Source organism: Bacillus cereus group sp. MYBK101-2, assembly GCF_051918845.1.
In the GTDB taxonomy this organism is placed as follows: domain Bacteria; phylum Bacillota; class Bacilli; order Bacillales; family Bacillaceae_G; genus Bacillus_A; species Bacillus_A paranthracis.
This window is the reverse complement of record NZ_JBQAIE010000003.1, coordinates 137744-158425: the sequence shown is the minus strand read 5'-3', so window position 1 is coordinate 158425 and position 20682 is coordinate 137744. Positions and strand designations below refer to the sequence as shown.

Sequence of the window (20682 nt, the reverse complement as noted above, 5' to 3'; positions counted from 1 at the left end):
CAGTTTTCCCTTGAGGAAGAAGCCGCCACTCAGATGGATCCGGCGTGTGCTACAAGCCCCGACGAGTCGCGTACACATGGATGGTTGACGCACCCACTAAGCTATGCACGAAGCAACAGCCTTACGTTTTTGTACTTCTAATAGAATTGGCGTTTTCACTTTGAGATTGTCATACAATTGTACAACTCCTGATTTTTTTCAATGTATTCAGCGCACCATTAATATCAGGATGGATACATGTTCCTGCTTTACTTTGGTACAGACCACGAGTGATTCGTTTGCCACTAAAGCGATAACGGGTCCTATCATCCTTAGACCAAACTGGAACTGGATCTTTGTCTAAGAAACTGGCTTTTGAAGTATAGCTTTCTTCTTGTTTCAAAAATCGAATGCCTTCTTTTGCACATTTATTCTCAATTGCTGCAATCAATTTTTGAAATGGGATTTGAACAAACTTTTGATAAAGGATAAAATAAATAAAAAGTCTACGAAGGAGGGATTCATTTGTCCAATGAAGTATATGAGATTCCACAATTTCAACGAAACCATCTTCCAGTTAAACTTCTTTATATAACAAAATCAAAATACGATAAAGATTGGCATAGTACCATTCACGCTCATCACTTTACAGAGCTATTGTATATTACTAAGGGCAAAGGAACTTTTATCTTTTATAAAGAAGAAATCCCTGTCCAAGAACACAATTTGATTATCATTAATCCAAATATCGAGCACACGGAAAAGTCTGATACGGATTACCCGCTTGAATATATCGCACTTGGTATTCAAGGTCTGTCCTTTTCATCCATAGAAAATCCTAGCCCAGTCACTATTCATAATTATAGTCAGGATCAAAAAAACTTTCTCTTCTATCTTCAGCAATTGGTGGAGGAAGTGGAAAACCACCAAGAAGATTACGATTTAATTATACAAAATATTCTAGAAATTTTACTACTTAAGATGATGCGAAAAAAATCTTTTAATGTAGAGAAAACATCTACTCAAAAAATCAATAAAGATATTGAATTGATTAAAAACTATATTAAGCAGCATTTTCACGAAAATATTAGCCTAGATACATTAGCAAGAATCAGTCATATTAATAAATATTATTTATCCCATTCTTTCAGGAAATTCGTCGGTGTTTCACCCATTGAATATTTAATTCAAACTCGTATTAGAGAAAGTAAAATATTGTTAGAAACTACTAATTATTCGATTTCTAACATTTCAACTATTACCGGTTTTTCTTCCCAATCATTCTTTGCACAATCATTTAAACGGGAAACGACTCTATCACCTTCACAATACAGAAATGCTATAAATTCTAGCAAAAACAAACTAGATTCTAGTGCGAAAATTTAAAGATAATTACAATGAATCTATACTTCTTTACTATATTGTTACTATAATTTTTGAAAGAAGAGTGTTCCTATGATTCAACAATTAAAAGCATATTATGGTGAGGATATCAAAATCAATGAAGCTGTGTTGTCTGAAGATTATAGCTGGTTTTTAGTTGATGGAAACAAAATCGGGATTCGAAAAATCCGATTACACCAAAGAGAACATCAATTGCTTTCATCCATCTTAACCCCTATTCATACTGACACATTTTATAAAACAAAAAAAGAAAAATTGTGGTATGAAGCATTATACAAAAATAGCAACATTTCTATACTATCAGTTCGTTTTTTACACTTCTTCACAACACAACCTATAGTAGAGAGAGATGAATTTCAAGATGCTTTACAGTCCATGTTTTCTTTTCCTACTACAATGATATGGGAAACTTCGCAAGCAGGCGTCCTCATCTTAGAAGAAAACTTGCTAGAATCTGTATTGCAAACAGTTCTAGATACACTAGAAACGGACTTTTTTATATCCCTATCCTTTTTTGTTGGAAAGCGCTATTCGCAAACAACTGAATTTGCTTATCTGTATCAATGGGAGCGGAAATTATTTTCTATTCTCTCTCCCTATTTATATAAAAAAATTACATACATTGAACAACTGCTCCCTTATCAATTAATAATTTCATTACCGAAAGAAGAAAGAAAAAAATACACGAATCAATTATTAGCTCACATTTCTAATGACAAAGAACTAATAGATAGCGTTAAAGTATTCTTTGAATGTAACTTAAATGTATCTCTTGCAGCGAAACAATTATATTTACATCGTAATACTTTACAGTATCGAATTGATAAATTTATTGAAAAAACAGGAATTAATATTAAAACTTTTGAAGGTGCAGTAGCAGTTTATATGGCGTTTCTTTCTTTAGATGTCTCATGAAAGACAATATTCAGTTTTCTTATACCATAATCGTTATATAAACTCTTGCATGACTTGGAAGCTCTTTTCACTTATTCCTCTTATCTATAGATGAACTTATATCTAAAGAAGCTTTCTCGTATCTTCAATCTGTAAACTTGCATAAAAGTCCCTTATTTTTTTGTGCACACTGCCAATTTACTTACACTTTAAATAATCTTATAATTCGATTAATTATATAAAAGGAGTGAATATGTATGGCCGAACTTGTATTAGATCATATTTTTAAAGTTTATGATAATAAAACTACTGCTGTTTCAGACTTTAATTTACATATTGAAGATAAAGAGTTTATCGTATTTGTCGGTCCTTCTGGATGCGGGAAATCAACAACTCTACGTATGATTGCAGGTTTAGAAGATATTTCTGATGGTTCGTTTTACATTGATGGAGAGCGTATGAATAATGTTGCCCCAAAAGATCGCAACATTGCGATGGTATTTCAAAATTACGCACTTTACCCGCATATGACTGTTTATGATAATATCGCGTTTGGCTTAAAACTACGTAAACTTCCGAAAGATGAAATTAATCGCCGCGTAACAGAGGCAGCGAAAATCTTAGGGCTTGAAGATTACTTACAACGAAAACCGAAGGCATTATCAGGTGGACAACGCCAACGTGTTGCATTAGGAAGAGCTATAGTCCGGGATGCAAAAGTATTTTTAATGGACGAGCCTCTATCGAATTTAGACGCAAAATTACGCGTAAGTATGCGTTCAGAAATTTCTAAACTTCACCGCCGTTTAAATACGACCACTATATATGTGACACATGATCAAACAGAGGCAATGACAATGGCATCACGCCTTGTTGTTATGAAGGACGGACTCATCCAGCAAGTTGGAACTCCAAAAGAAGTATATGATACTCCTGAGAACATATTTGTTGGCGGATTCATTGGTTCTCCAGCTATGAATTTCTTTACTGGGACATTACAAGATAGCTATTTTCACATGGAAGATATACGCTTCAAAGTACCAGATGGTCAACTAAAAACATTAAACCAAAAAGGGTATAATGGACAAAAAATCATACTCGGTATTCGTCCTGAAGACATACATGATGAACCTATTGTTCTTCAATCTTCTCCTGAATCCACAGTCGAAATTACAGTAGAAGTTGCTGAATTATTAGGTGCTGAAACGATGATTCATGGAAAACTTTCAAACCAAAACTTTATTGCGCGAATTAACGCTCGTTCCGAGATTAAAACTAACGATACACTTCTATTAGCTTTTAGTTTAGCGAAAGCACACTTTTTCGATATCACTACTGAACAACGTATACGTAATAATTGACGAATGTCTTTTAAAAAAATCCGGATAGAATTGTCCCGTAAGTAAATCAATCTTTTCATTTTTAATGTATGCATAACTTCTACTTCAAAAAATAGATGTAGCTGCGACAAACATTTCTTGAAAAAGAATGCATGACTAGATTTCCCGTTACATGCGACAGAATCATACTAAAAAACATCTCATATGAATATGAAATGTTTTTTAGTATTTTCTATTCTTTTAATAAAGTGAAACTTTAATCAGTGGGGGTTTTCTTCATCCCCCACTGATTATCAGCCCTCACCAATCGGACTTTTATGGGCAGTTGATCCCCACCTAACTTCTTTGCTTTCGCTGAATTTTGAGGTGGGGGTCTTACTGCCCATTAAAGCGGGATAAATCTAATAAACCATTCCCTTCAGATGTACGTTCATATCCTAAAGGTACAGTTCTTTTAATAAGTTGTGCATATATTTCTGGTTCTGATAACTTTCTACCATATTCCCTTTCACACTGCTTTATGAGCAATGCCAGCGCTCCAGCGACATGCGGTGTGGCCATAGAAGTTCCACTTAATACCGCATATTTCCCTTCAGGATACGTAGATAATATTTCATCGCCTGGTGCCACTAAATCAATTTCTTGATTTGAATTACTAAAACATGCGATTTTCCGCTCTAAATTGACGGCACCGACTTCAATTACTTCTGAGTATGCACCTGGGAAATCTAGTTCCTCCGTATTATCATTACAATCTCCATTATTCCCAGCAGCACATACGACGAGAACATCTTGCTTTACCGCATTTTGAATTGCTTCATGTAATTCTGGAACATCTTGCGGGCCACCAAGTGACATGGAAATGACTCTAACTCTTTCTTTATTAGGCCCTCTCCAATTTACAGCATAATGAATCGCCTCAATAATTTGCTCATAACTTCCAGAACCATCTCCTGCTAAAACCTTTAACACTAACATTTTAGCAAGTGGTGCCACTCCTAAAACACCAACTCCATTTTCAGTCGCTGCAATTGTCCCAGCTACATGAGTACCATGTCCGTTATTATCAAGATAAATATTTGGATCTCCTTCGTAATCTTTCGTGAAATTTCTTCCGCCGATAATACGATCCTTTAAATCTATATGATTCATATCACACCCTGTATCTAATACGGCAACAACAATATCTTTACCTTTTGCACTCTTCTCCCATACTTGTGGAGCATGAATGAGTTGTACACCTGGTGGAATTTCATTTACTTGTTCAACTACCTTATCTACTGTAAAAGGAATCAATTGTATACCTTTTTGTTTATTCGCTGTACTACTGTTCATCGTAATCCCTCCTGAAAATATATTATTTTCATTTCAGACCACTTTTGAAAATGCTTACATGTAACATTCGTTTTAGTTGTTTCGTTTTCCTTCCTTAAAAATATTTCTCAATAAGGCTTACGAAATTTATACTACTCTTTTATTTATCTCGTAATTTGTAGACATCAAAAATCCGATTGGTACAACCAATAACCAAAATAAAAGGACCACTAAATTGGTCCTTTTATTGTCTTTCAAGAATGATATGAAATTTTTAAAATAATATAAATTAAGACTAAGCCCCACTCTTGTTTAAAAACTTCTCTATTTCTTTTATTAAATATTTCGCTCCATCTATACTAACAGTAATGTTTCCATTTGCTAATGATATGTTTTGATTTGAAACATCACCTGTTATTTGACAAGCATTGTAAGGTTGATATTTTTGTAAAATGACTTTGTCTTCTTCTACGAAAATTTCAAGCGGTGATTTAATTTGTATTCCCAATACATCACGTAATTCTTTAGGAATTACAATTCGTCCTAATTCGTCTACTTTTCGAATAACTCCTGTTGCTTTCATATTACTTCCTCCCTTACTATTTATTAATTTTTTCACCTCGCTTTTTCCATTTTATCACTTTTTGGTAATACCTGCCTCTTTTTAGAAAATTTTGTACTCAAGTTAAAAAAACACATTTAACGAATACGTAATCTCTCTTTCAATTGTTTTAAATAACGAAATCGAATCAGTAAAAAATATACAACTTGAATTACTATGAAAATACTTAATACAATCGCATTTTCTTTAAATAGTGAGTACTCAAACATCTGTCCGAGTGCAGTTAACGCTACTGCCCCATGTAATGTTGCAACACCTATTGGAACGAAGAATAAAAGTCCCAACCTGATTGTAACTACTTTCGATAATTCTCCACTTGTTAAGCCTACTTTTCGAATCATTTCAAACAAACGAGTATCATCCTCCAAGTCAGAAAACAAACGGAAATAAAGGAAGCTTCCTGCACATACGAAAAATACAATACCGATAAAGAAACCTACAAATAGAATTGGTCCTGCAATTTGTAAACTTTGGTTTTGTTCGTACTCTTCTGCACTAAATGTTATATGTTCTTCATAAGGCTTCATCTGATGCGTTAGTTCTTTACCAACCTCAACTTCATCTTTCGTTCCTTCTGTTTTGTACACATAATCTTTTTCCTCTTTAAATCCATCTTGTAATGCATCATATTGATTTTTAGAGATTACATAAACGTTACCTCTTATTATTTTACTTAATGAAGACGTATTAATTTTTTTCACTTTTAAAGGTTCATTCAAATGCGGCAACGTAATTTCTTTTCTTTCTTTCATCGGTGGTCCTGGTATATCAACTGCCAAAAATAAAACTTCTTTTTTTGATACCGCATGAAAGGGTTCTCCTGTTAACTTCGCATATTCCTTATAGTCTGATTCCTTTATAAACGTGGCGCTTCTTAACGACTGCTCCTCCGTTTTCTTCGTTGAAATATTAGTTTTTGAAGCTGCTATACTATGTTTCTTTAACCCTTCGTCAATCATCTTCAAATGCTGTGATTCATTACTATTTCCTTGCTTAGAATGATAGTGAAACGCAATTGGTCTCTCCATAATCCCTTTCGTCATGGACGTGAAACCAACTAATGTACCTATTGCTGAAAATGCTACAGTTGAAATAATAGTTACAATAAAGAACATTCTTGCGTTATCTCTCATACGGTAAGCTAAATCTGACAACGTAATAATATTTGTCTGTGTCCAATAGAAACGTTTACTTTTTTTACATAGTCTAATAATAAAAACACTCAACTGCTTGTATAGCAAATACGTACCAATAATGACTACCGTTGTAACAGGAATCATCATGATAAATACCATTGCACCGTGCGAGAGAAGTGCTCCTGCATATCCCGCACTAAGCAATATAACCGCTAATATAGAAGAAATAATGGATGCTTTCGGTTCCGGCTTCGCTTCTGCGGACCCTCTAAACAATTTCATAATTTTATTTTTTCGAATCATTCCTGCACTAAACAATGAAATAATCATAAATAATACGAAAAACATAATACTCGTTACAACAATGGCTTTCATTGGAATGTAATAAGCTAAAGTAAAATCTAATTTTAATATCATTGGAGCTACAAATAGTAATATTCCAGAAAATAGCATTCCAGCAAGTATTCCAAAAATAATTGCCCCTATCCCAATCATAATATTTTCAAAGAAGATAAGACGCTTTAATTGATATTTCGTCATACCTAACATCATTAAAATTCCTAATTCACGCTTTCTCGTTTTTAAAAACATTCCCATCGAATATAAAATAAAGAAAAATGTAAATAAGTAAATAATGGACTGTGCAAACGACATACTTACGAACACGTATTGTCCCAATTCTCCAGCACTTAATGCTGGATGAAACGCAAAAAACGAATAAACAAAAAAGGCCATAATAGCAAATGCACTACTTAAAAAATATGCTGAATATGTTCGTCTATTTCGCGTCACATTCCGATATGCGAGTTCTCTAATATTCATATTACTTCTCCGCCCTTCTACTAACTATGTTCTTATATTAGTAAAGTACGGAAATCCCTTCCATTGATTCAAATGACAAAAACCTTACATTATTGAAAGGTTTCAAAAAAATTGCTTAAACGATGCAGTTTCATTATAATGACTACATTCATATTCATACACACATCCTATTGTATATTCGTTAATTTTGCGAAATAATAAAGGATAGAAGTATGTACCAATATACATATAAACTTATTTACCGCTTTAATATGAATAGGAGGAAAACATAATGACATTGCAAGAACAGATTATGAAAGCATTACACGTTCAGCCTGTAATTGATCCGAAAGCAGAAATCCGTAAACGTGTTGATTTCTTAAAAGATTATGTAAAAAAAACAGGTGCGAAAGGATTTGTACTTGGAATTAGTGGCGGACAAGACTCTACATTAGCGGGACGTTTAGCTCAGCTTGCAGTGGAGGAAATTCGTAATGAAGGTGGTAATGCAACGTTTATCGCCGTGCGCCTTCCTTATAAAGTGCAAAAAGATGAAGATGATGCGCAATTAGCATTACAATTTATTCAAGCTGATCAATCTGTTGCATTTGATATCGCTTCAACTGTTGATGCTTTCTCAAATCAATACGAAAACTTATTAGATGAATCGTTAACAGATTTCAATAAAGGTAACGTGAAAGCACGTATCCGCATGGTTACACAATATGCAATCGGTGGACAAAAAGGGCTCCTTGTTATCGGAACAGATCACGCTGCAGAAGCTGTAACAGGATTCTTTACAAAATTCGGAGATGGTGGTGCAGACCTATTACCATTAACGGGATTAACGAAACGCCAAGGACGCGCTCTATTGCAAGAATTAGGTGCGGACGAGCGACTTTACTTAAAAATGCCAACAGCTGATTTATTAGATGAAAAGCCAGGTCAAGCTGATGAAACAGAGTTAGGTATTACGTATGATCAACTTGATGACTATTTAGAAGGTAAAACAGTTCCAGCTGACGTTGCAGAAAAGATTGAAAAACGTTACACAGTGAGTGAGCATAAAAGACAAGTACCAGCATCAATGTTTGATGATTGGTGGAAATAAATAAAACATAAAAAAGAAGCTAATCTCATTTAGCTTCTTTTTTATATGTTAACGATATACCCCTACCCTTTTCTCCAATAAATCTTGCAGGCAATCTTCATGCTGTTTACAAAATAACGGTGGCATGTCGTCTAACGGGAAAAACTTCAAATCCAACGTTTCATCACCATCTGCTTTTTTGTCGCCTCCAACTATTGAGCATGAAAAACACATCACAATTGACTGCGCCTTGTCTCCATTTGGATATGATTGAAAATATTTTGTATACACTCCAATAAGTTCATTTATTTCTACATCATACCCGGTTTCTTCTTTTATTTCTCGAATTGCAGTTTCCGCAGCCGATTCTCCTATCTCCATTGCCCCCCCTGGAAAGCCCCAAGCGTTAAAGTCGCCTCTTTTTTGCAGTAATACTTCTCCTTCTTTATTAAATACAAAACCACCGGCAAAGTTTAAGAAAACATAATCATGCCCTACTTTTTCGCGTAATTCTTTTATATAATTGGCCATTCTCTTTCCTCTTTTCATACTTCTTTTATCGCTATTCCTTATCTTTTTCAAGCAATTCAATAATTCGATCTAGCTTCTGATTCATATGCATCAATTGTTGTTTTTTTGCAGCACTGCTTTGCAATACTCTTCTTATAAACAAAGTAAATGATAGGAAAAATAAAACGACAAGTCCGATTACTAAACAAGTATATATCAATGTAAATATATTACTTTCGAACAAGTTCATTCCGCATTCACATCCTTATCCTTTTATTTTATCACATAATTCTTAATATTAAAAAGTAATCAATAAATAAAAAAAGCATCTTTTACAGATGCTTTTTCCCATTGCTTAATACGTAAACGTAATTGTAGCTAATGAATAACCCGCCAATGCACTATAAGGCGCTACTTGATAAGACACACGCTTTGCACCTTTTGGCCAATTTATTTCATTTAATACTTTCTTTATATCTTGCATCGTCCCATCCATGGACTGCTTATATCGCACTTCTACTTTTTCTGGTTTAGCTGCAAACTGTTGCTGTAACTTTTTCTTAAATTCATTATAATTTTCTGCTCCGTATTCTGCAGATAAGTATTGTAGATTTGTTTCTTTTAACATCTGCTCATATACGACAGTTTTTGAGCTACCAGCTTTTATTTTATTTGTTAATTCACTGAAATAACTTGTAGTTGCCGCTGGATATTTGCTACGATCCCATTCGTGATCTTTACTTAACTGCTCGTCAGACATATTAAAATATGAATATGTTACACGTCCAGCTTTATCTGGCACTGGATCATCGAATGTAGTATCAAGGTGGTACCATTTGTTTTCAATGTTCACTAAATTCCATGCGTGAGCTTGTCCATTTCCTGTACCTGTTACAATATGGTTTTGAATGCCCGCTTCTTTTAGTAATTCATATGTTAATAACGTATATCCTTGGCAAACGGCAGAACGATTCGCTAACGCTTCATATGCTGTATATGCTCCATAAGACGTATCATACGATACATGTTTTACAACGTAATCATGAATAGCTTTTACTTTCTCATGTTCATCCATTCCTGGTTTTACAATCGAGCCTATAATCGCTTTCGCCTGAGATTTTACATATTGTGTTTGCTCTTTTGATTCACGGTACTTAACTTGCAGTGTAAACGTATAGTTTCCTGGTAATCCTTTAATAGAATATCTAGTAGACGCTACATTATATTTTACATACTCATCTGCATCTACAACTTTATTAAACTCGCCGTACAATTGGTCCATCACATTTCTAGCATTTCCATCTTTTGTTTTATATGTGATTGTAATATTTTCTTCTCGATTATCAACCTGTTTTTTTAATTCTTTTCTAAAATCATTTAACAACTTTGCATCTGATTGTGATGTCGCTACAGTTGAATTCGTAGCAGCATAAGATACAGATGAAGCCTGTAAGCCCCCCATTACTATCGTTGAACAAAGTGCGGCAGCTGTCACATACTTACTTGTCTTTCCCATCATGTCACTCCTTACATTCTATAACTATACGAAAAAGTATCGTATAGTTTCAGAGTATACAATACTTTTTCGTATAGGTCATATGAGATTATGCATATTTAACATTGTAAAAAGGCTGTTCTTTTTATAAGAACAACCTTCTTCATTAACAAGTTTGTAATACACAACATGCATTTTCAAAACGTCGATTTTTCAAGTCTTCATTTCCAATGCAGAAATAAAGCATCCCTAAATCTCCCCACATCATATTACAATTTTTAGTATCTGAGTCAATTTGGAATAAAAGCGTCATTTGCTGCGGGTCTATTTCCATATACTGTCCAGTTTCGTACAATACCTCATCTTGTACAGAAAATGGCTCACCAAATATTTGATGGTTATCGTAGTTATCTGGGATTAGCTCTTCAAGTAATTGTAAGAAACGATCTGAATCATTCTCATCTTCAATGAAAAGCTCTGGCAATTTATATGTCAGTTCAAAAGTAGTTGTACACTGGTTATAATTCGTTTGCAATTCATCCGCTCTCCGTAATTGCTCAACAGGAACATCATAATAAAGTACACGTCCCGCTTCGGTTGGATTCACATCTGCTTCAAAGTAATTTTCAACGCTAAAGAAATATAACATCCCTGTCTTAGGAAGATTATGATCCATACCAACATTTTGTAAATCCTTTAAATTAAATTGTGCAATAAACTGTAACGTATTTCCTTTATGCGTTGGATATTCAAATGTAAATGGCAAGTCAGGAACCCCTCCCATTTTCGAACTACCTATCGCTACTGTTTCCTCCTGCTTTGGCACAACTCTTATACAAGGAAATACAGTATTCATAAGTTCCTCTTTTAAATGCGTCAGCCCATATTTATCAATTAATACTTCAATTTGTTTATTCATACATTCTCCTTATATTTACATACTTATTTGTATCATCGCACAAAAATTATACTCCATTCTTTATAAAAACAACAAGCCTCCAAAAAAACGGGCTCTTCCTTCATACGCGAACAAGTTTAAAAAAGCATAGTATACATTGTTCCTACAAACACGATAGTTCATTATTTCTTCCAGTACATTTTCCCCTCGTTCATTTTTATTTTTAATTTAAGGAGGAATTCCACATGGGTTACGGATATAGTTGCGGCGGTTACGGTTACGGCGGTAGTTGTGGTGGATGTGGTTATGGAGGCTTCGCTTTATTAATCGTTTTATTTATCCTTCTAATCATCATTGGAGCTAGCTGTTGGGGCGGCTTTGTAGGCTGCTAGTAAATTTAAAAACTATTGTAAAAAAGCACGTACAATACGTGCTTTTTTGCCATTTTCAAATATTTTATGTGAAAGGAAGTATGATGGATGAAGATTGATGGTGTTTTTGAAGGAGGCGGTGTACGCGGAATTGCGCATGTAGGGGCAATTTGCGCGTTAGCTGAAAAAGGCTATGAATGGGAGCGTGTAGCTGGAACATCAGCTGGTTCCATTATCGCTGCGCTCCTAGCAGCAGGATATTCTTGCTCAGAGTTAAAAACGATTATAACTGACATTGATTATAATAAATTTACGAAGAAAACCTTTATTGACAGAATTCCATTTATCGGCAAAGGATTAAGCGCATGGACTAGTCTTGGTATTTACTCTAATATTTTTATAGAAGAATGGATTGAAGAATTACTGCGAAAAAAAGGAGTTCACTTATTTACAGATTTACCTGATTTAAATAAGCTTAAAATTATTGCTTCTGATATAAGTAATGGTAAAATGGTTATCTTTCCCGATGACTTACCAAACTACGGATTTTTAAATTATCGCTTTTCTATTGCTAAAGCTGTAAGAATGAGTAGTACAATCCCCTTCTTCTTTGAGCCCGTAAAATGGAGAACCCCTAAATGGAAGCAACCTTGTTATATGGTTGATGGAGGAATTTTAAGCAATTATCCAATTTGGATTTTCGACTCTCCTACTTCTCCCCGCTGGCCGACTTTTGGGTTTCATTTCGTAAAAGATGAGATTCAAGCTGACCCAGCCCACTACAACGAGCCTATCTCCATGTTCAAAGGACTTTTTAAAACAATGATGCAAGCCCATGATTTACGTCATTTAGACAAGGAATCAAAAGCAAGAACAATTACAATCCCAACAGGGTCCATTACTAGTACAAACTTTGAGTTAACAATGGAAGAAAAAGAGTGGCTATACAATTCTGGTTATAACGCCGCAAATAAGTTTTTACAATCGTGGAACTTCAGACAATATATTGATAACTATAGAAACGGAAATCAGGATCGAAAATCAAATCGTTATTTCCGCCAACTTGACTCATAATATTATTATCTTTTATACGAGAACACGTAACGCTTTCAAAAAAATAAGCCTAGTAATATAATATATTACTAAGCTTATTTACTTTCTGCATCATTATTATACGTTGTTTAAGGATAAGTTAACCCTTCTGCTTCCTCTGCAGTAATAACGGTGTATCGAGTTCCCGTTCGTAATCCTAACAATTCTGCTTTTTCAATTGCTTCCTGCTTCGTCTCCGCATAAGCAGCTAAATATTTTTTTCCATTGATAATTTGACAAATTACATATTGTTTCATTATATTCTCCTCTTATGGATACAAATTTTCATTTCTTCTATACAATATACACTATCATAATAAATTTAAATAGGAGGTAATATGATGAGTGAGGCAATTATTCATGGTATCATTCTTGCATTTGGTCTTATTATTCCATTAGGCGTCCAAAATGTTTTCGTCTTTAATCAAGGTGCGAGCCAACCAAACATTTGGAGGACAGCCCCTGTCGTATTAACTGCCTCAATATGTGATACGTTACTCATATTGATTGCGGTGCAAGGTGTTTCCCTTGTACTCCTTACTTTTTCTTGGCTAACTAACTCGTTATATATAATTGGATTTTTCTTTCTCCTATATATGGGCTTTGTTATTTGGAGAAGTAACCCTTCCAACGATATAAAACAAGAAAACAGCATGCCATTAAAAAAGCAAATCCTTTTTGCTGCATCGGTTTCGTTATTAAATCCACATGCAATTTTAGATACAATCGGTGTAATCGGAACAAATTCTATTCAATACATAGGAAGTGAAAAATGGGCTTTCACACTTGCAACTATTATCGTTTCGTGGATTTGGTTTATAAGCTTAGCTTTCGCGGGGAAATTTCTAAAAAGAATGGACTCAACCGGAAAGACAATCGTGTTATTAAATAAATTTTCTGGTCTCATCATATGGGGTGTCGCGCTTTATATGTTAAAACAAGTTATTTATTCTTAATGAACGAAAGAGAATTGCATGTTACTGAAAACATCATGCAATTCTCTTTCAAATTATGAAGTAGGTTCCGGTTTCTGTTTTACGTTCTTTGCATCTTTTGCTGGTTTAATCCAAATGATCGCTATAACAGCACCGATAACAGCGCATATACTTGTTACATAAAACACTTCATGGTCAGCACCTTTCATGAAAAAAGAATATAGAGGTGGTCCAGCTGCTACACCGATAAATCGCATAGAACTATAAAATGACGTAACCGTCCCCCTTTGCTCCTTTTCAATCCCTTGTGTAATAAGAGCATCTAAACATGGGAGTGCCATACCAATTCCTATCCCCATAATAACGAGACAAAGAAGTAGTAAATAAATCCCTTTTATAAATAAAGGAATGATAACTGATGCAGCAGCCATTAAAAAACCAATATAAATACACTTCTTCATCACATTTTGATTATCTCCAATTTTTTTGCCAGCCATATATGAACTAAGTGACAGTACAAGTAACGGAATCGCAAGTACACACCCTTTCCATATACCATGAATGTCATACTTTGATTCCAGTATAGTCGACAGATAAAAGAGAATTCCGAATAAAATAAGCATAATAATTGCACCTAATGCAAAAATGGCAATCAACCATCTTCCCTTTTCTCGAAACGTAGCGAGAATAGATTTGATAAACTCTTTAAGTGGCGGTACTTCTCCTTCTTGTTTCTTTGCCTTTACTAGAACAAGTAATAAAACAATTGATACTACGCATAAAACTGGAATCGCCCAAAACGGCAAGAACCATACAATGGCAGCCAGAGCAGACCCTAAAATAGGGCTCAACACTTTCCCAAACGTATTGGATGTTTCGATGATTCCTAAACCTGTGCTAACTTGCTTTTCATCTTTGTATAAATCACCAACACACGGTATAACAACTGGCATCGCACCAGCAGCACCAATACCTTGAATCGCTCTACCGATTAATATCCAAGTGTAGGGATTATCAACTTTCCAAGATACCCAACCAGTTATCGCTCCTCCTATAGCCGCAATCAGCAAACTCGGAACCATTACCATCTTTCGTCCCCATCTATCTGATAAATAACCAGCAATCGGTATAAGTAGAATCGCTACGATAGAATAAATGGTAATAATCATGGATACTTGAAACGATGAAATATGTAATTTCTTTTCAATAGTCGGCAGAATTGGAATGAGCATTGAATTCCCTAATGTCATAACAAGTGGAACTGATGCAAGCGCAATCAAACAACAGTTTTCTTTTTTTAACATGTTGGCTTCGAAACCTTTCATCATATATTTCTTACCATATAATAGCCCTGCTGGAACGTAACTTTTCATTCCACCAGGGCTATTACATTTTTACTACTTTCCATTCACAACAAAAGAAATTGGGGAAAATATAGTATTATTCCTATTCTTTGAATCCAGTTCACAATATATCCATACCAATTAATTGAAAAAAAAAGAAAGGAAGAATCCTTCCTTTCTCCTATAACCTTCTACAATTAGCGAGTATATCCGCCACCAAGTTGTTGTTCTGCCATCGCTACAAGGCGTTTTGTAATTTCACCGCCTACAGAACCGTTTGCACGTGAAGAAGTATCAGCGCCAAGTTGTACACCAAACTCTTGTGCAATTTCATATTTCATTTGATCTAAAGCCGCTTGTGCTCCATGTGATGCTAATTGATTAGAATTACGATTTCTAGCCATTACCAATCACCTCCTTATTTATATATAAATTGTGTTAAATTTTAATTTAAATACATGGTAATTTTTGGTTATTTATATTTTTAAAAAAGAGTCTCTACAATGAGAGACTCTTACATCATTTTATACTAAGAAGTTACTACTTCTAAATTTCTATTTGTTAGTACTTTCATTTCTTCTTTTCATATATCTTTCGCATTATGTCCAAACCATTCGAGTGAAACAAAAAAGGTATACTTTAATTGGTATACCTCTTTCAAACATACACTTTACATAATAATATTATTAATATCTTTCCAACAATACGCTGTCTCTTCCACCTGTAATCTTTCTAAAAATTTTGTATCAATTTTTTCTGGATTAAACTTTTCATAAAACTTTTTAGAAGGATTATTCGTAACAACCCATACTAAAAGTGATTGCATATCATTGTTTTTACAATCCGATAAGAAAGCTTGAAATAACTTTTGTCCTATTTTCATTCCTTGATACTCTTGTAAAAGGTAAATCGCATATAATTCTCCCTCGCAATTATATGTACCAGTTCTTTCTGCTCCTCCATCGATGAATCCAACTATTTCTCCATTTAACGTCTCTGCTACAAATCTAAATTGATGATTACATTCTTTTTGAAAAATATTTTCCCATTGTTTTTCCCGTTGCTCATATGTTATATTTTCTAAAATCTCGTTAGGGAATATGCCTTTATATGTCGTTTTCCAACTATCAGCGTGGACCTTTGCTATACATGGTATATCATCTCTTATCGCTCTTCTAATATGTATTTCCATCATTTCTCCCCCCTTGCTTACTCATCATTATATCAATTTACTTCCTTAAAAATCCAAACAAAAAAAGAGTGAATTCACTTCAACTTCACTCTTTTTTCTTACAATTATCTACTTTCCACTTCAACTGAAACAACACGATCTATCTCTTTTAGTGAACTATATAGCTCAGTTGTATATAAATCTTCTGGAGCTAAAATAACCATCTCTAATTGCTGAAATGCTCCACTATCTATATCTTTAATCTTCACGCGTTTTACATGCATTCCTAAATTTTTAATCTGCTTAAATATACCATCTAACTCATGATGCTCTTTTACAGTAATTTTAATAGACAAGTCCTTTTGTCTTAATGAATATGGTCCTGCAATTTTCACAAGTTGCGGAAGTACATTAATTGCTAAAATAATTAAAATCATAGCAACCGTCGCTTGTAAATAAAATCCTGCTCCAATCGCAATACCTAAAGCTGAAGCAGCCCACACCATAGAGGCGGTCGTTAATCCAGAAATAACGTCATTACTTCTTCTTAAAATAACACCTGCTCCAAGAAAACCAATTCCACTCACAATTTGAGCAGCTAAACGCATGGGATCCATATTTGTATGCCCTGGAACAGAATATACATGTACAGATTCAATTGAAACCATCGTAATTAAACAACTTGCTACAGAAATAACCATACTTGTTTTCACACCAAGTGGTTTATTCTTTAGCTGCCTATCTATCCCGATGAATAATCCTAAAAAGAGTGCTAAACCTAATTTGAGTAAAAATTCATATGACATATTTCCAGTCTCCTTACTTTACAATGTTTCCCTTGGAATAATTCACTATAACTCTTTTATGATATCAATTCCAGTCTTTTCTATTCATTTAACATAAAAAACCGAAAAAACATTTGTGACGATGTTTCTCCGGCTTTTTATTACTCTTAAAACTCTTCTTTATTTCTTATCTTTAATCTTAATCTCTGCATTTTTGTAGAATGCTAATTTACTGTCATTATACTCTTTTGTAAAATTGTTAAATTGCTCTTTTGATTTTTGTGCTTCCATAGTTAATTCATTAACAGCCTTAACTTTTTCACCAATCTCTTTTAATTTCGTTTCTTTTACTTTTAATTTTTCATACAATTCTTTTTCGGTCGCTAACGCCTTCGTATAATTTTCATTCATCTTTTGGAATGCATCATAACGATTTTTATACGACTCTTCTACTGCTTTCGCTTGTTTTTGTAACTTTTTATCTTCAAGCTTCTCTATATTTCCTTGAACAGATTTCGTTTCTTTCTGAGCTTTTTCTAGCATTTCTTTCTCATTTTTCAAAGCTTTTTCACGATTATCTACATTGGCAGTAGCCTGCTCTATTTTCTTCATAACAGCGTCATTATGATCTTTACCTTCTTGTAAAATTTGAGAATATAGTTCTTGGCCTTCCTTCTCTAACTTCTCTAATTTCTTCGCTTCATCAACTAATGATTTCTCTTGTGTCGCCGCTGTTTCAAAAGCTGTATATAGGTTTTCTTCTGGTTTTTCACCGAAACAACCTGTTAATAGTCCTACTGATAGTGCTCCAACTACTGCTACTTTTCCATACTTCAACGTTCATTCCTCCATTACATACGGTTATCATGCCAGAAATTCACTGGGAAGTGACTCTCTTCATGATAAGCTTCAAACTCATAACCCTTTTCTTTTAACCCTTTTAAAATTGCTGGCACAGCAGCAACTGATTGCGGATGAATATCATGCATTAAAATGACTTCTTGTGGTTTTGTTGCATTTGTTAATACATTTTGAGCAATTTGTGCTGCAGCTGCATCAACTTGCATTTTATTATATTTCCAATCTAATGAATCAATTGTCCAATCCCACACTTTAAAGCCGCCCTCTACCACTTTATTTCGAAGACTTTCATTTAATCCAGGCATTGAACCGTATGGTGGACGTGTTAATTTAGGTGATTTCCCAATAATATTGGCGATTAAGCTTTGATCTTCTTTCATCTCATTTACATACTCGCCATTTTTATATAACTTTGCAAAATTATGCGTCATACTATGCATTCCTACATAATGACCTTCTGCATTTTCACGTTTCACTAAATCTGGAAACTCTTTTACATTCGCTCCAATTAAAAAGAATGTCGCCTTCGCATCATGTTGTTTTAACGTATTTAATAATTCAGCCGTATATTTCCCTGGCCCATCATCAAATGTAAGATAAGCAACTTTTCTTTCCTTACCATTAAAACGACTTGGTGCCGTTTTATTCATTTCTACTTTCGGTTGTTCACTTGCGAGTTGTACTACATTTTCTTGTTTTGCAACAGCCTTTGCTGGTGAAGTAATGGATTGAAACATGAAATACCCAATAGCTACTGCTGCAATCGCTATTAAAACGAATACTACTCGTTTAATTTTAAAAACTTTTTCCATTCTATCGAATTCCTCTCCCTATTAATCTTATATATAAATCACCCAATATAATTATACATCTATTTATTTTATTACACTATATAAACAGATTTTATATGTATTATAATGGGAGTTTTATCAAAATGGTCGTTCCTATTCCTTCTTTACTTATAATATTTATTGTACCTCCATGAAGCTCCACCATTTTTTTACGATGGCTAAACCAAGACCCGCACCTGTAGCATGATTATTAATCTGGTAAAATGACTGTTCTATATATGGTAAATGCTCTTTAGCAATTTCCATACCTTCGTCTTTCACCTCTATCACTGCTTGTCCCTCACTTTTAGTCGCTTCAATATATACTTTACCATTTTTATGTGAATATTTAATGGCATTTTGAACAATATTCAAGAAAATTTGCTTTAGCCTATTTCGATCTCCTATTAATGCAATTCGTTCTATAGTTTTGATGAATTGCATTTGCTTCTCTTCAGCATTAGGAGTTAATTGCCAAATCGTCCCCTCTAGTATATCGTATAATTGCACCTTTTGTTTATATAAATTGAAATGATTTAAGTATAAAAAATCGTTACAGAAAAGTTACAAATCCATCTCGATAAAAAAAGATTGGCAAAGGCCAATCTTTTTTATTATTCATTTCGAACTGGCTTTGGTGTTACACCTAAATGTTCATTTAATTTTTCCGAAATATCTTTCACATTTTTTTCATTTGGAATGTAATAATAAATGCCTCCGATACGTTTATCCGTACCTTCCACTTGCATTTTTTCCATTTCCAAATTAGATCCTGCCATATTTTTCGTAATAGCAAGCATATCATCGAAAGTTAAGTTCGTTTTCATATTTTTATCAACCGCATCAAGTAAAGAGCCCATTTTGCTAATAGATTGAACAGACATCGCTTTTTTAGCAATTGCTTCAATTACAAGTTGTTGTCTTTGACCACGCATTGCATCACTGTCAATTTTACGCGTTCTTGCAAGCGCAAGTGCCTGTTCTCCATTTAAATGTTGGTAGCCTTTCTCTAAATGAATCATACCTGCTTGGTCTTTACTATCTTGTTCAGTGAAAGTAACTGGTACATCAATATCAATACCACCAAGTGAATCGACAATTTGTACGAATGATTCAAAGTTAAACTTCACATAATAATCAACAGGAACATTTAAAAATCTTTCCACTGTATCGCGTGTACTTTCAACACCACCAAATACGTGTGCATGTGTAATTTTATCTAATTTCTTTCTAGATGGAATATATACACGTGAATCACGCGGAATACTTACTAATTTAACTGATTTATCATCTTTATTAATTGTTGCTAATAAAAGTGCATCTGTTCGAACAGCTTCTCCGTATTGACTTTTTCTCATTTCACTACCATCAACACCCATGATTAGAATTGAAATGTTATCCTTTAAAGGTTCAACTTCTTTATCACGCTTCGATGATTTATCAATTTGTGCATATGCATCACTTACTACTGCTTTTGCTTTATTATATATTAACGATCCATATCCTACTCCACCAAAAATAAGTAGGAAAAACGGAATTAAAATGAACCATTTTATTGACTTTCTTTTAGAACGTTTTTTACTGCTTCTCGTATTCTGTTCTAATTCAGAGCTCATATCCATTCGCCTCTCTTTCTCTTTCCCAATTATAATGCAAGTCTATTAACCTTCATATTGAATTTCCTTTCAATTACCTTACAATTTTGTAAGGTTACTGCGCAAATCCAATATGTACTCCATTTCACATTATACTCTCGTGCTTATTTTTGGCAAGTCACTATTTATATAAAATTGTTTTTTAAATTCATATAT

22 protein-coding genes and 2 pseudogenes are annotated in these 20682 nt (G+C 34.0%); 7 read left to right on the top strand and 17 right to left on the bottom strand.

Annotated features, from left to right (window positions below):
- Positions 1-96: 96 nt before the first annotated feature.
- Positions 97-460 (bottom strand): annotated as a pseudogene (locus tag ACTFSI_RS10000) (zinc ribbon domain-containing protein); the annotation flags it as partial.
- Positions 461-504: 44 nt separating this feature from the next.
- Here ACTFSI_RS10000 and ACTFSI_RS09995 point away from each other — a divergent pair.
- From ACTFSI_RS09995 to ACTFSI_RS09985, 3 genes are all read left to right on the top strand, one after another.
- Positions 505-1365, top strand: coding sequence for an AraC family transcriptional regulator (locus ACTFSI_RS09995; protein WP_000064376.1), 861 nt, complete (start codon positions 505-507; stop codon positions 1363-1365).
- 69 nt (positions 1366-1434) lie between these two features.
- Complete coding sequence (locus ACTFSI_RS09990; protein WP_000615932.1) at positions 1435-2298, top strand: PucR family transcriptional regulator; 864 nt, start codon at positions 1435-1437, stop codon at positions 2296-2298.
- Positions 2299-2534: 236 nt separating this feature from the next.
- The gene (locus ACTFSI_RS09985) at positions 2535-3638 is read left to right on the top strand and encodes an ABC transporter ATP-binding protein (protein ID WP_000829436.1); all 1104 of its coding nucleotides are present in this window, start codon (positions 2535-2537) and stop codon (positions 3636-3638) included.
- Positions 3639-3992: 354 nt separating this feature from the next.
- Here the strand turns inward: ACTFSI_RS09985 and ACTFSI_RS09980 are convergent, their stop codons facing one another.
- From ACTFSI_RS09980 to ACTFSI_RS09970, 3 genes are all read right to left on the bottom strand, one after another.
- On the bottom strand, positions 3993-4952 hold the full coding sequence (locus ACTFSI_RS09980) for a serine protease (protein WP_001089037.1): 960 nt from the start codon (positions 4950-4952) through the stop codon (positions 3993-3995).
- A gap of 274 nt (positions 4953-5226) precedes the next feature.
- Positions 5227-5514: an AbrB/MazE/SpoVT family DNA-binding domain-containing protein gene (locus ACTFSI_RS09975; protein ID WP_000648332.1), complete on the bottom strand. Its 288-nt coding sequence runs from the start codon at positions 5512-5514 to the stop codon at positions 5227-5229.
- Positions 5515-5630: 116 nt separating this feature from the next.
- Positions 5631-7511 carry an FtsX-like permease family protein gene (locus ACTFSI_RS09970; protein ID WP_138322130.1) on the bottom strand — a complete coding sequence of 627 codons (1881 nt, stop codon included), beginning with the start codon at positions 7509-7511 and terminating at the stop codon, positions 5631-5633.
- 271 nt (positions 7512-7782) lie between these two features.
- Between ACTFSI_RS09970 and nadE the strand changes: the two genes are divergently transcribed.
- The gene (nadE, locus tag ACTFSI_RS09965) at positions 7783-8601 is read left to right on the top strand and encodes an ammonia-dependent NAD(+) synthetase (RefSeq protein ID WP_000174879.1); all 819 of its coding nucleotides are present in this window, start codon (positions 7783-7785) and stop codon (positions 8599-8601) included.
- Positions 8602-8649: 48 nt separating this feature from the next.
- Here the strand turns inward: nadE and ACTFSI_RS09960 are convergent, their stop codons facing one another.
- The 4 genes from ACTFSI_RS09960 to ACTFSI_RS09945 all read right to left on the bottom strand — a co-directional run bounded on the left by ACTFSI_RS09960 (position 8650) and on the right by ACTFSI_RS09945 (position 11504).
- Positions 8650-9111, bottom strand: coding sequence for an NUDIX hydrolase (locus ACTFSI_RS09960; protein WP_000035004.1), 462 nt, complete (start codon positions 9109-9111; stop codon positions 8650-8652).
- Between the two features lie 31 nt (positions 9112-9142).
- The gene (locus ACTFSI_RS09955) at positions 9143-9340 is read right to left on the bottom strand and encodes a DUF4083 domain-containing protein (RefSeq protein ID WP_138322131.1); all 198 of its coding nucleotides are present in this window, start codon (positions 9338-9340) and stop codon (positions 9143-9145) included.
- A 105-nt stretch (positions 9341-9445) separates the two neighbouring features.
- The gene (locus ACTFSI_RS09950; RefSeq protein WP_000520870.1) at positions 9446-10606 is read right to left on the bottom strand and encodes a transglutaminase domain-containing protein; all 1161 of its coding nucleotides are present in this window, start codon (positions 10604-10606) and stop codon (positions 9446-9448) included.
- 145 nt (positions 10607-10751) lie between these two features.
- The gene (locus ACTFSI_RS09945) at positions 10752-11504 is read right to left on the bottom strand and encodes a YwqG family protein (protein ID WP_138322132.1); all 753 of its coding nucleotides are present in this window, start codon (positions 11502-11504) and stop codon (positions 10752-10754) included.
- A gap of 224 nt (positions 11505-11728) precedes the next feature.
- Between ACTFSI_RS09945 and ACTFSI_RS09940 the strand changes: the two genes are divergently transcribed.
- Both ACTFSI_RS09940 and ACTFSI_RS09935 read left to right on the top strand, forming a co-directional pair.
- The gene (locus ACTFSI_RS09940) at positions 11729-11875 is read left to right on the top strand and encodes a YjcZ family sporulation protein (RefSeq protein ID WP_000540425.1); all 147 of its coding nucleotides are present in this window, start codon (positions 11729-11731) and stop codon (positions 11873-11875) included.
- Positions 11876-11962: 87 nt separating this feature from the next.
- Complete coding sequence (locus ACTFSI_RS09935) at positions 11963-12928, top strand: patatin-like phospholipase family protein (RefSeq protein WP_044790734.1); 966 nt, start codon at positions 11963-11965, stop codon at positions 12926-12928.
- A gap of 107 nt (positions 12929-13035) precedes the next feature.
- Here the strand turns inward: ACTFSI_RS09935 and ACTFSI_RS09930 are convergent, their stop codons facing one another.
- Positions 13036-13203: a DUF3933 family protein gene (locus ACTFSI_RS09930; RefSeq protein ID WP_000816386.1), complete on the bottom strand. Its 168-nt coding sequence runs from the start codon at positions 13201-13203 to the stop codon at positions 13036-13038.
- An 84-nt stretch (positions 13204-13287) separates the two neighbouring features.
- Between ACTFSI_RS09930 and ACTFSI_RS09925 the strand changes: the two genes are divergently transcribed.
- Positions 13288-13902, top strand: coding sequence for a LysE/ArgO family amino acid transporter (locus tag ACTFSI_RS09925; RefSeq protein ID WP_044790733.1), 615 nt, complete (start codon positions 13288-13290; stop codon positions 13900-13902).
- A 53-nt stretch (positions 13903-13955) separates the two neighbouring features.
- On the opposite strand, the gene ACTFSI_RS09920 is transcribed toward ACTFSI_RS09925, so the two are convergent.
- The 8 genes and pseudogenes from ACTFSI_RS09920 to ACTFSI_RS09885 all read right to left on the bottom strand — a co-directional run bounded on the left by ACTFSI_RS09920 (position 13956) and on the right by ACTFSI_RS09885 (position 20487).
- Positions 13956-15185, bottom strand: a complete 1230-nt coding sequence (locus ACTFSI_RS09920) for an MFS transporter (RefSeq protein WP_044790788.1) — start codon at positions 15183-15185, stop codon at positions 13956-13958.
- 236 nt (positions 15186-15421) lie between these two features.
- Complete coding sequence (locus tag ACTFSI_RS09915) at positions 15422-15628, bottom strand: alpha/beta-type small acid-soluble spore protein (protein ID WP_000113545.1); 207 nt, start codon at positions 15626-15628, stop codon at positions 15422-15424.
- Positions 15629-15894: 266 nt separating this feature from the next.
- Positions 15895-16419: a GNAT family N-acetyltransferase gene (locus ACTFSI_RS09910; RefSeq protein WP_044790732.1), complete on the bottom strand. Its 525-nt coding sequence runs from the start codon at positions 16417-16419 to the stop codon at positions 15895-15897.
- 101 nt (positions 16420-16520) lie between these two features.
- A complete protein-coding gene (locus ACTFSI_RS09905) occupies positions 16521-17201 on the bottom strand; it encodes an MgtC/SapB family protein (RefSeq protein WP_000119508.1) in 681 nt (226 codons plus the stop codon).
- Between the two features lie 159 nt (positions 17202-17360).
- The gene (locus ACTFSI_RS09900; RefSeq protein ID WP_138322133.1) at positions 17361-18017 is read right to left on the bottom strand and encodes a YkyA family protein; all 657 of its coding nucleotides are present in this window, start codon (positions 18015-18017) and stop codon (positions 17361-17363) included.
- Positions 18018-18031: 14 nt separating this feature from the next.
- A complete protein-coding gene (locus tag ACTFSI_RS09895) occupies positions 18032-18853 on the bottom strand; it encodes a peptidoglycan-N-acetylglucosamine deacetylase (RefSeq protein WP_000416558.1) in 822 nt (273 codons plus the stop codon).
- Positions 18854-18953: 100 nt separating this feature from the next.
- Positions 18954-19417: pseudogene (locus ACTFSI_RS09890) on the bottom strand (sensor histidine kinase); the annotation flags it as partial.
- Between the two features lie 68 nt (positions 19418-19485).
- Positions 19486-20487 (bottom strand): LCP family protein, encoded by a 1002-nt coding sequence (locus ACTFSI_RS09885; RefSeq protein WP_014481635.1) that lies wholly within the window; start codon positions 20485-20487, stop codon positions 19486-19488.
- Positions 20488-20682: the final 195 nt, after the last annotated feature.

Coding starts and splice junctions, on each gene's coding strand:
- ACTFSI_RS09990 (WP_000615932.1), top strand. CDS start 1,435: ATGATTCAACAATTAAAAGCATATTATGGTGAGGATATCAAAATCAAT.
- ACTFSI_RS09975 (WP_000648332.1), bottom strand. CDS start 5,514: ATGAAAGCAACAGGAGTTATTCGAAAAGTAGACGAATTAGGACGAATT.
- ACTFSI_RS09935 (WP_044790734.1), top strand. CDS start 11,963: ATGAAGATTGATGGTGTTTTTGAAGGAGGCGGTGTACGCGGAATTGCG.
- ACTFSI_RS09910 (WP_044790732.1), bottom strand. CDS start 16,419: ATGATGGAAATACATATTAGAAGAGCGATAAGAGATGATATACCATGT.
- ACTFSI_RS09920 (WP_044790788.1), bottom strand. CDS start 15,185: ATGTTAAAAAAAGAAAACTGTTGTTTGATTGCGCTTGCATCAGTTCCA.
- ACTFSI_RS09945 (WP_138322132.1), bottom strand. CDS start 11,504: ATGAATAAACAAATTGAAGTATTAATTGATAAATATGGGCTGACGCAT.
- ACTFSI_RS09925 (WP_044790733.1), top strand. CDS start 13,288: ATGAGTGAGGCAATTATTCATGGTATCATTCTTGCATTTGGTCTTATT.
- ACTFSI_RS09905 (WP_000119508.1), bottom strand. CDS start 17,201: ATGTCATATGAATTTTTACTCAAATTAGGTTTAGCACTCTTTTTAGGA.
- ACTFSI_RS09950 (WP_000520870.1), bottom strand. CDS start 10,606: ATGGGAAAGACAAGTAAGTATGTGACAGCTGCCGCACTTTGTTCAACG.
- ACTFSI_RS09980 (WP_001089037.1), bottom strand. CDS start 4,952: ATGAACAGTAGTACAGCGAATAAACAAAAAGGTATACAATTGATTCCT.
- nadE (WP_000174879.1), top strand. CDS start 7,783: ATGACATTGCAAGAACAGATTATGAAAGCATTACACGTTCAGCCTGTA.
- ACTFSI_RS09940 (WP_000540425.1), top strand. CDS start 11,729: ATGGGTTACGGATATAGTTGCGGCGGTTACGGTTACGGCGGTAGTTGT.
- ACTFSI_RS09985 (WP_000829436.1), top strand. CDS start 2,535: ATGGCCGAACTTGTATTAGATCATATTTTTAAAGTTTATGATAATAAA.
- ACTFSI_RS09970 (WP_138322130.1), bottom strand. CDS start 7,511: ATGAATATTAGAGAACTCGCATATCGGAATGTGACGCGAAATAGACGA.
- ACTFSI_RS09885 (WP_014481635.1), bottom strand. CDS start 20,487: ATGAGCTCTGAATTAGAACAGAATACGAGAAGCAGTAAAAAACGTTCT.
- ACTFSI_RS09960 (WP_000035004.1), bottom strand. CDS start 9,111: ATGGCCAATTATATAAAAGAATTACGCGAAAAAGTAGGGCATGATTAT.
- ACTFSI_RS09930 (WP_000816386.1), bottom strand. CDS start 13,203: ATGAAACAATATGTAATTTGTCAAATTATCAATGGAAAAAAATATTTA.
- ACTFSI_RS09915 (WP_000113545.1), bottom strand. CDS start 15,628: ATGGCTAGAAATCGTAATTCTAATCAATTAGCATCACATGGAGCACAA.
- ACTFSI_RS09955 (WP_138322131.1), bottom strand. CDS start 9,340: ATGAACTTGTTCGAAAGTAATATATTTACATTGATATATACTTGTTTA.
- ACTFSI_RS09895 (WP_000416558.1), bottom strand. CDS start 18,853: ATGGAAAAAGTTTTTAAAATTAAACGAGTAGTATTCGTTTTAATAGCG.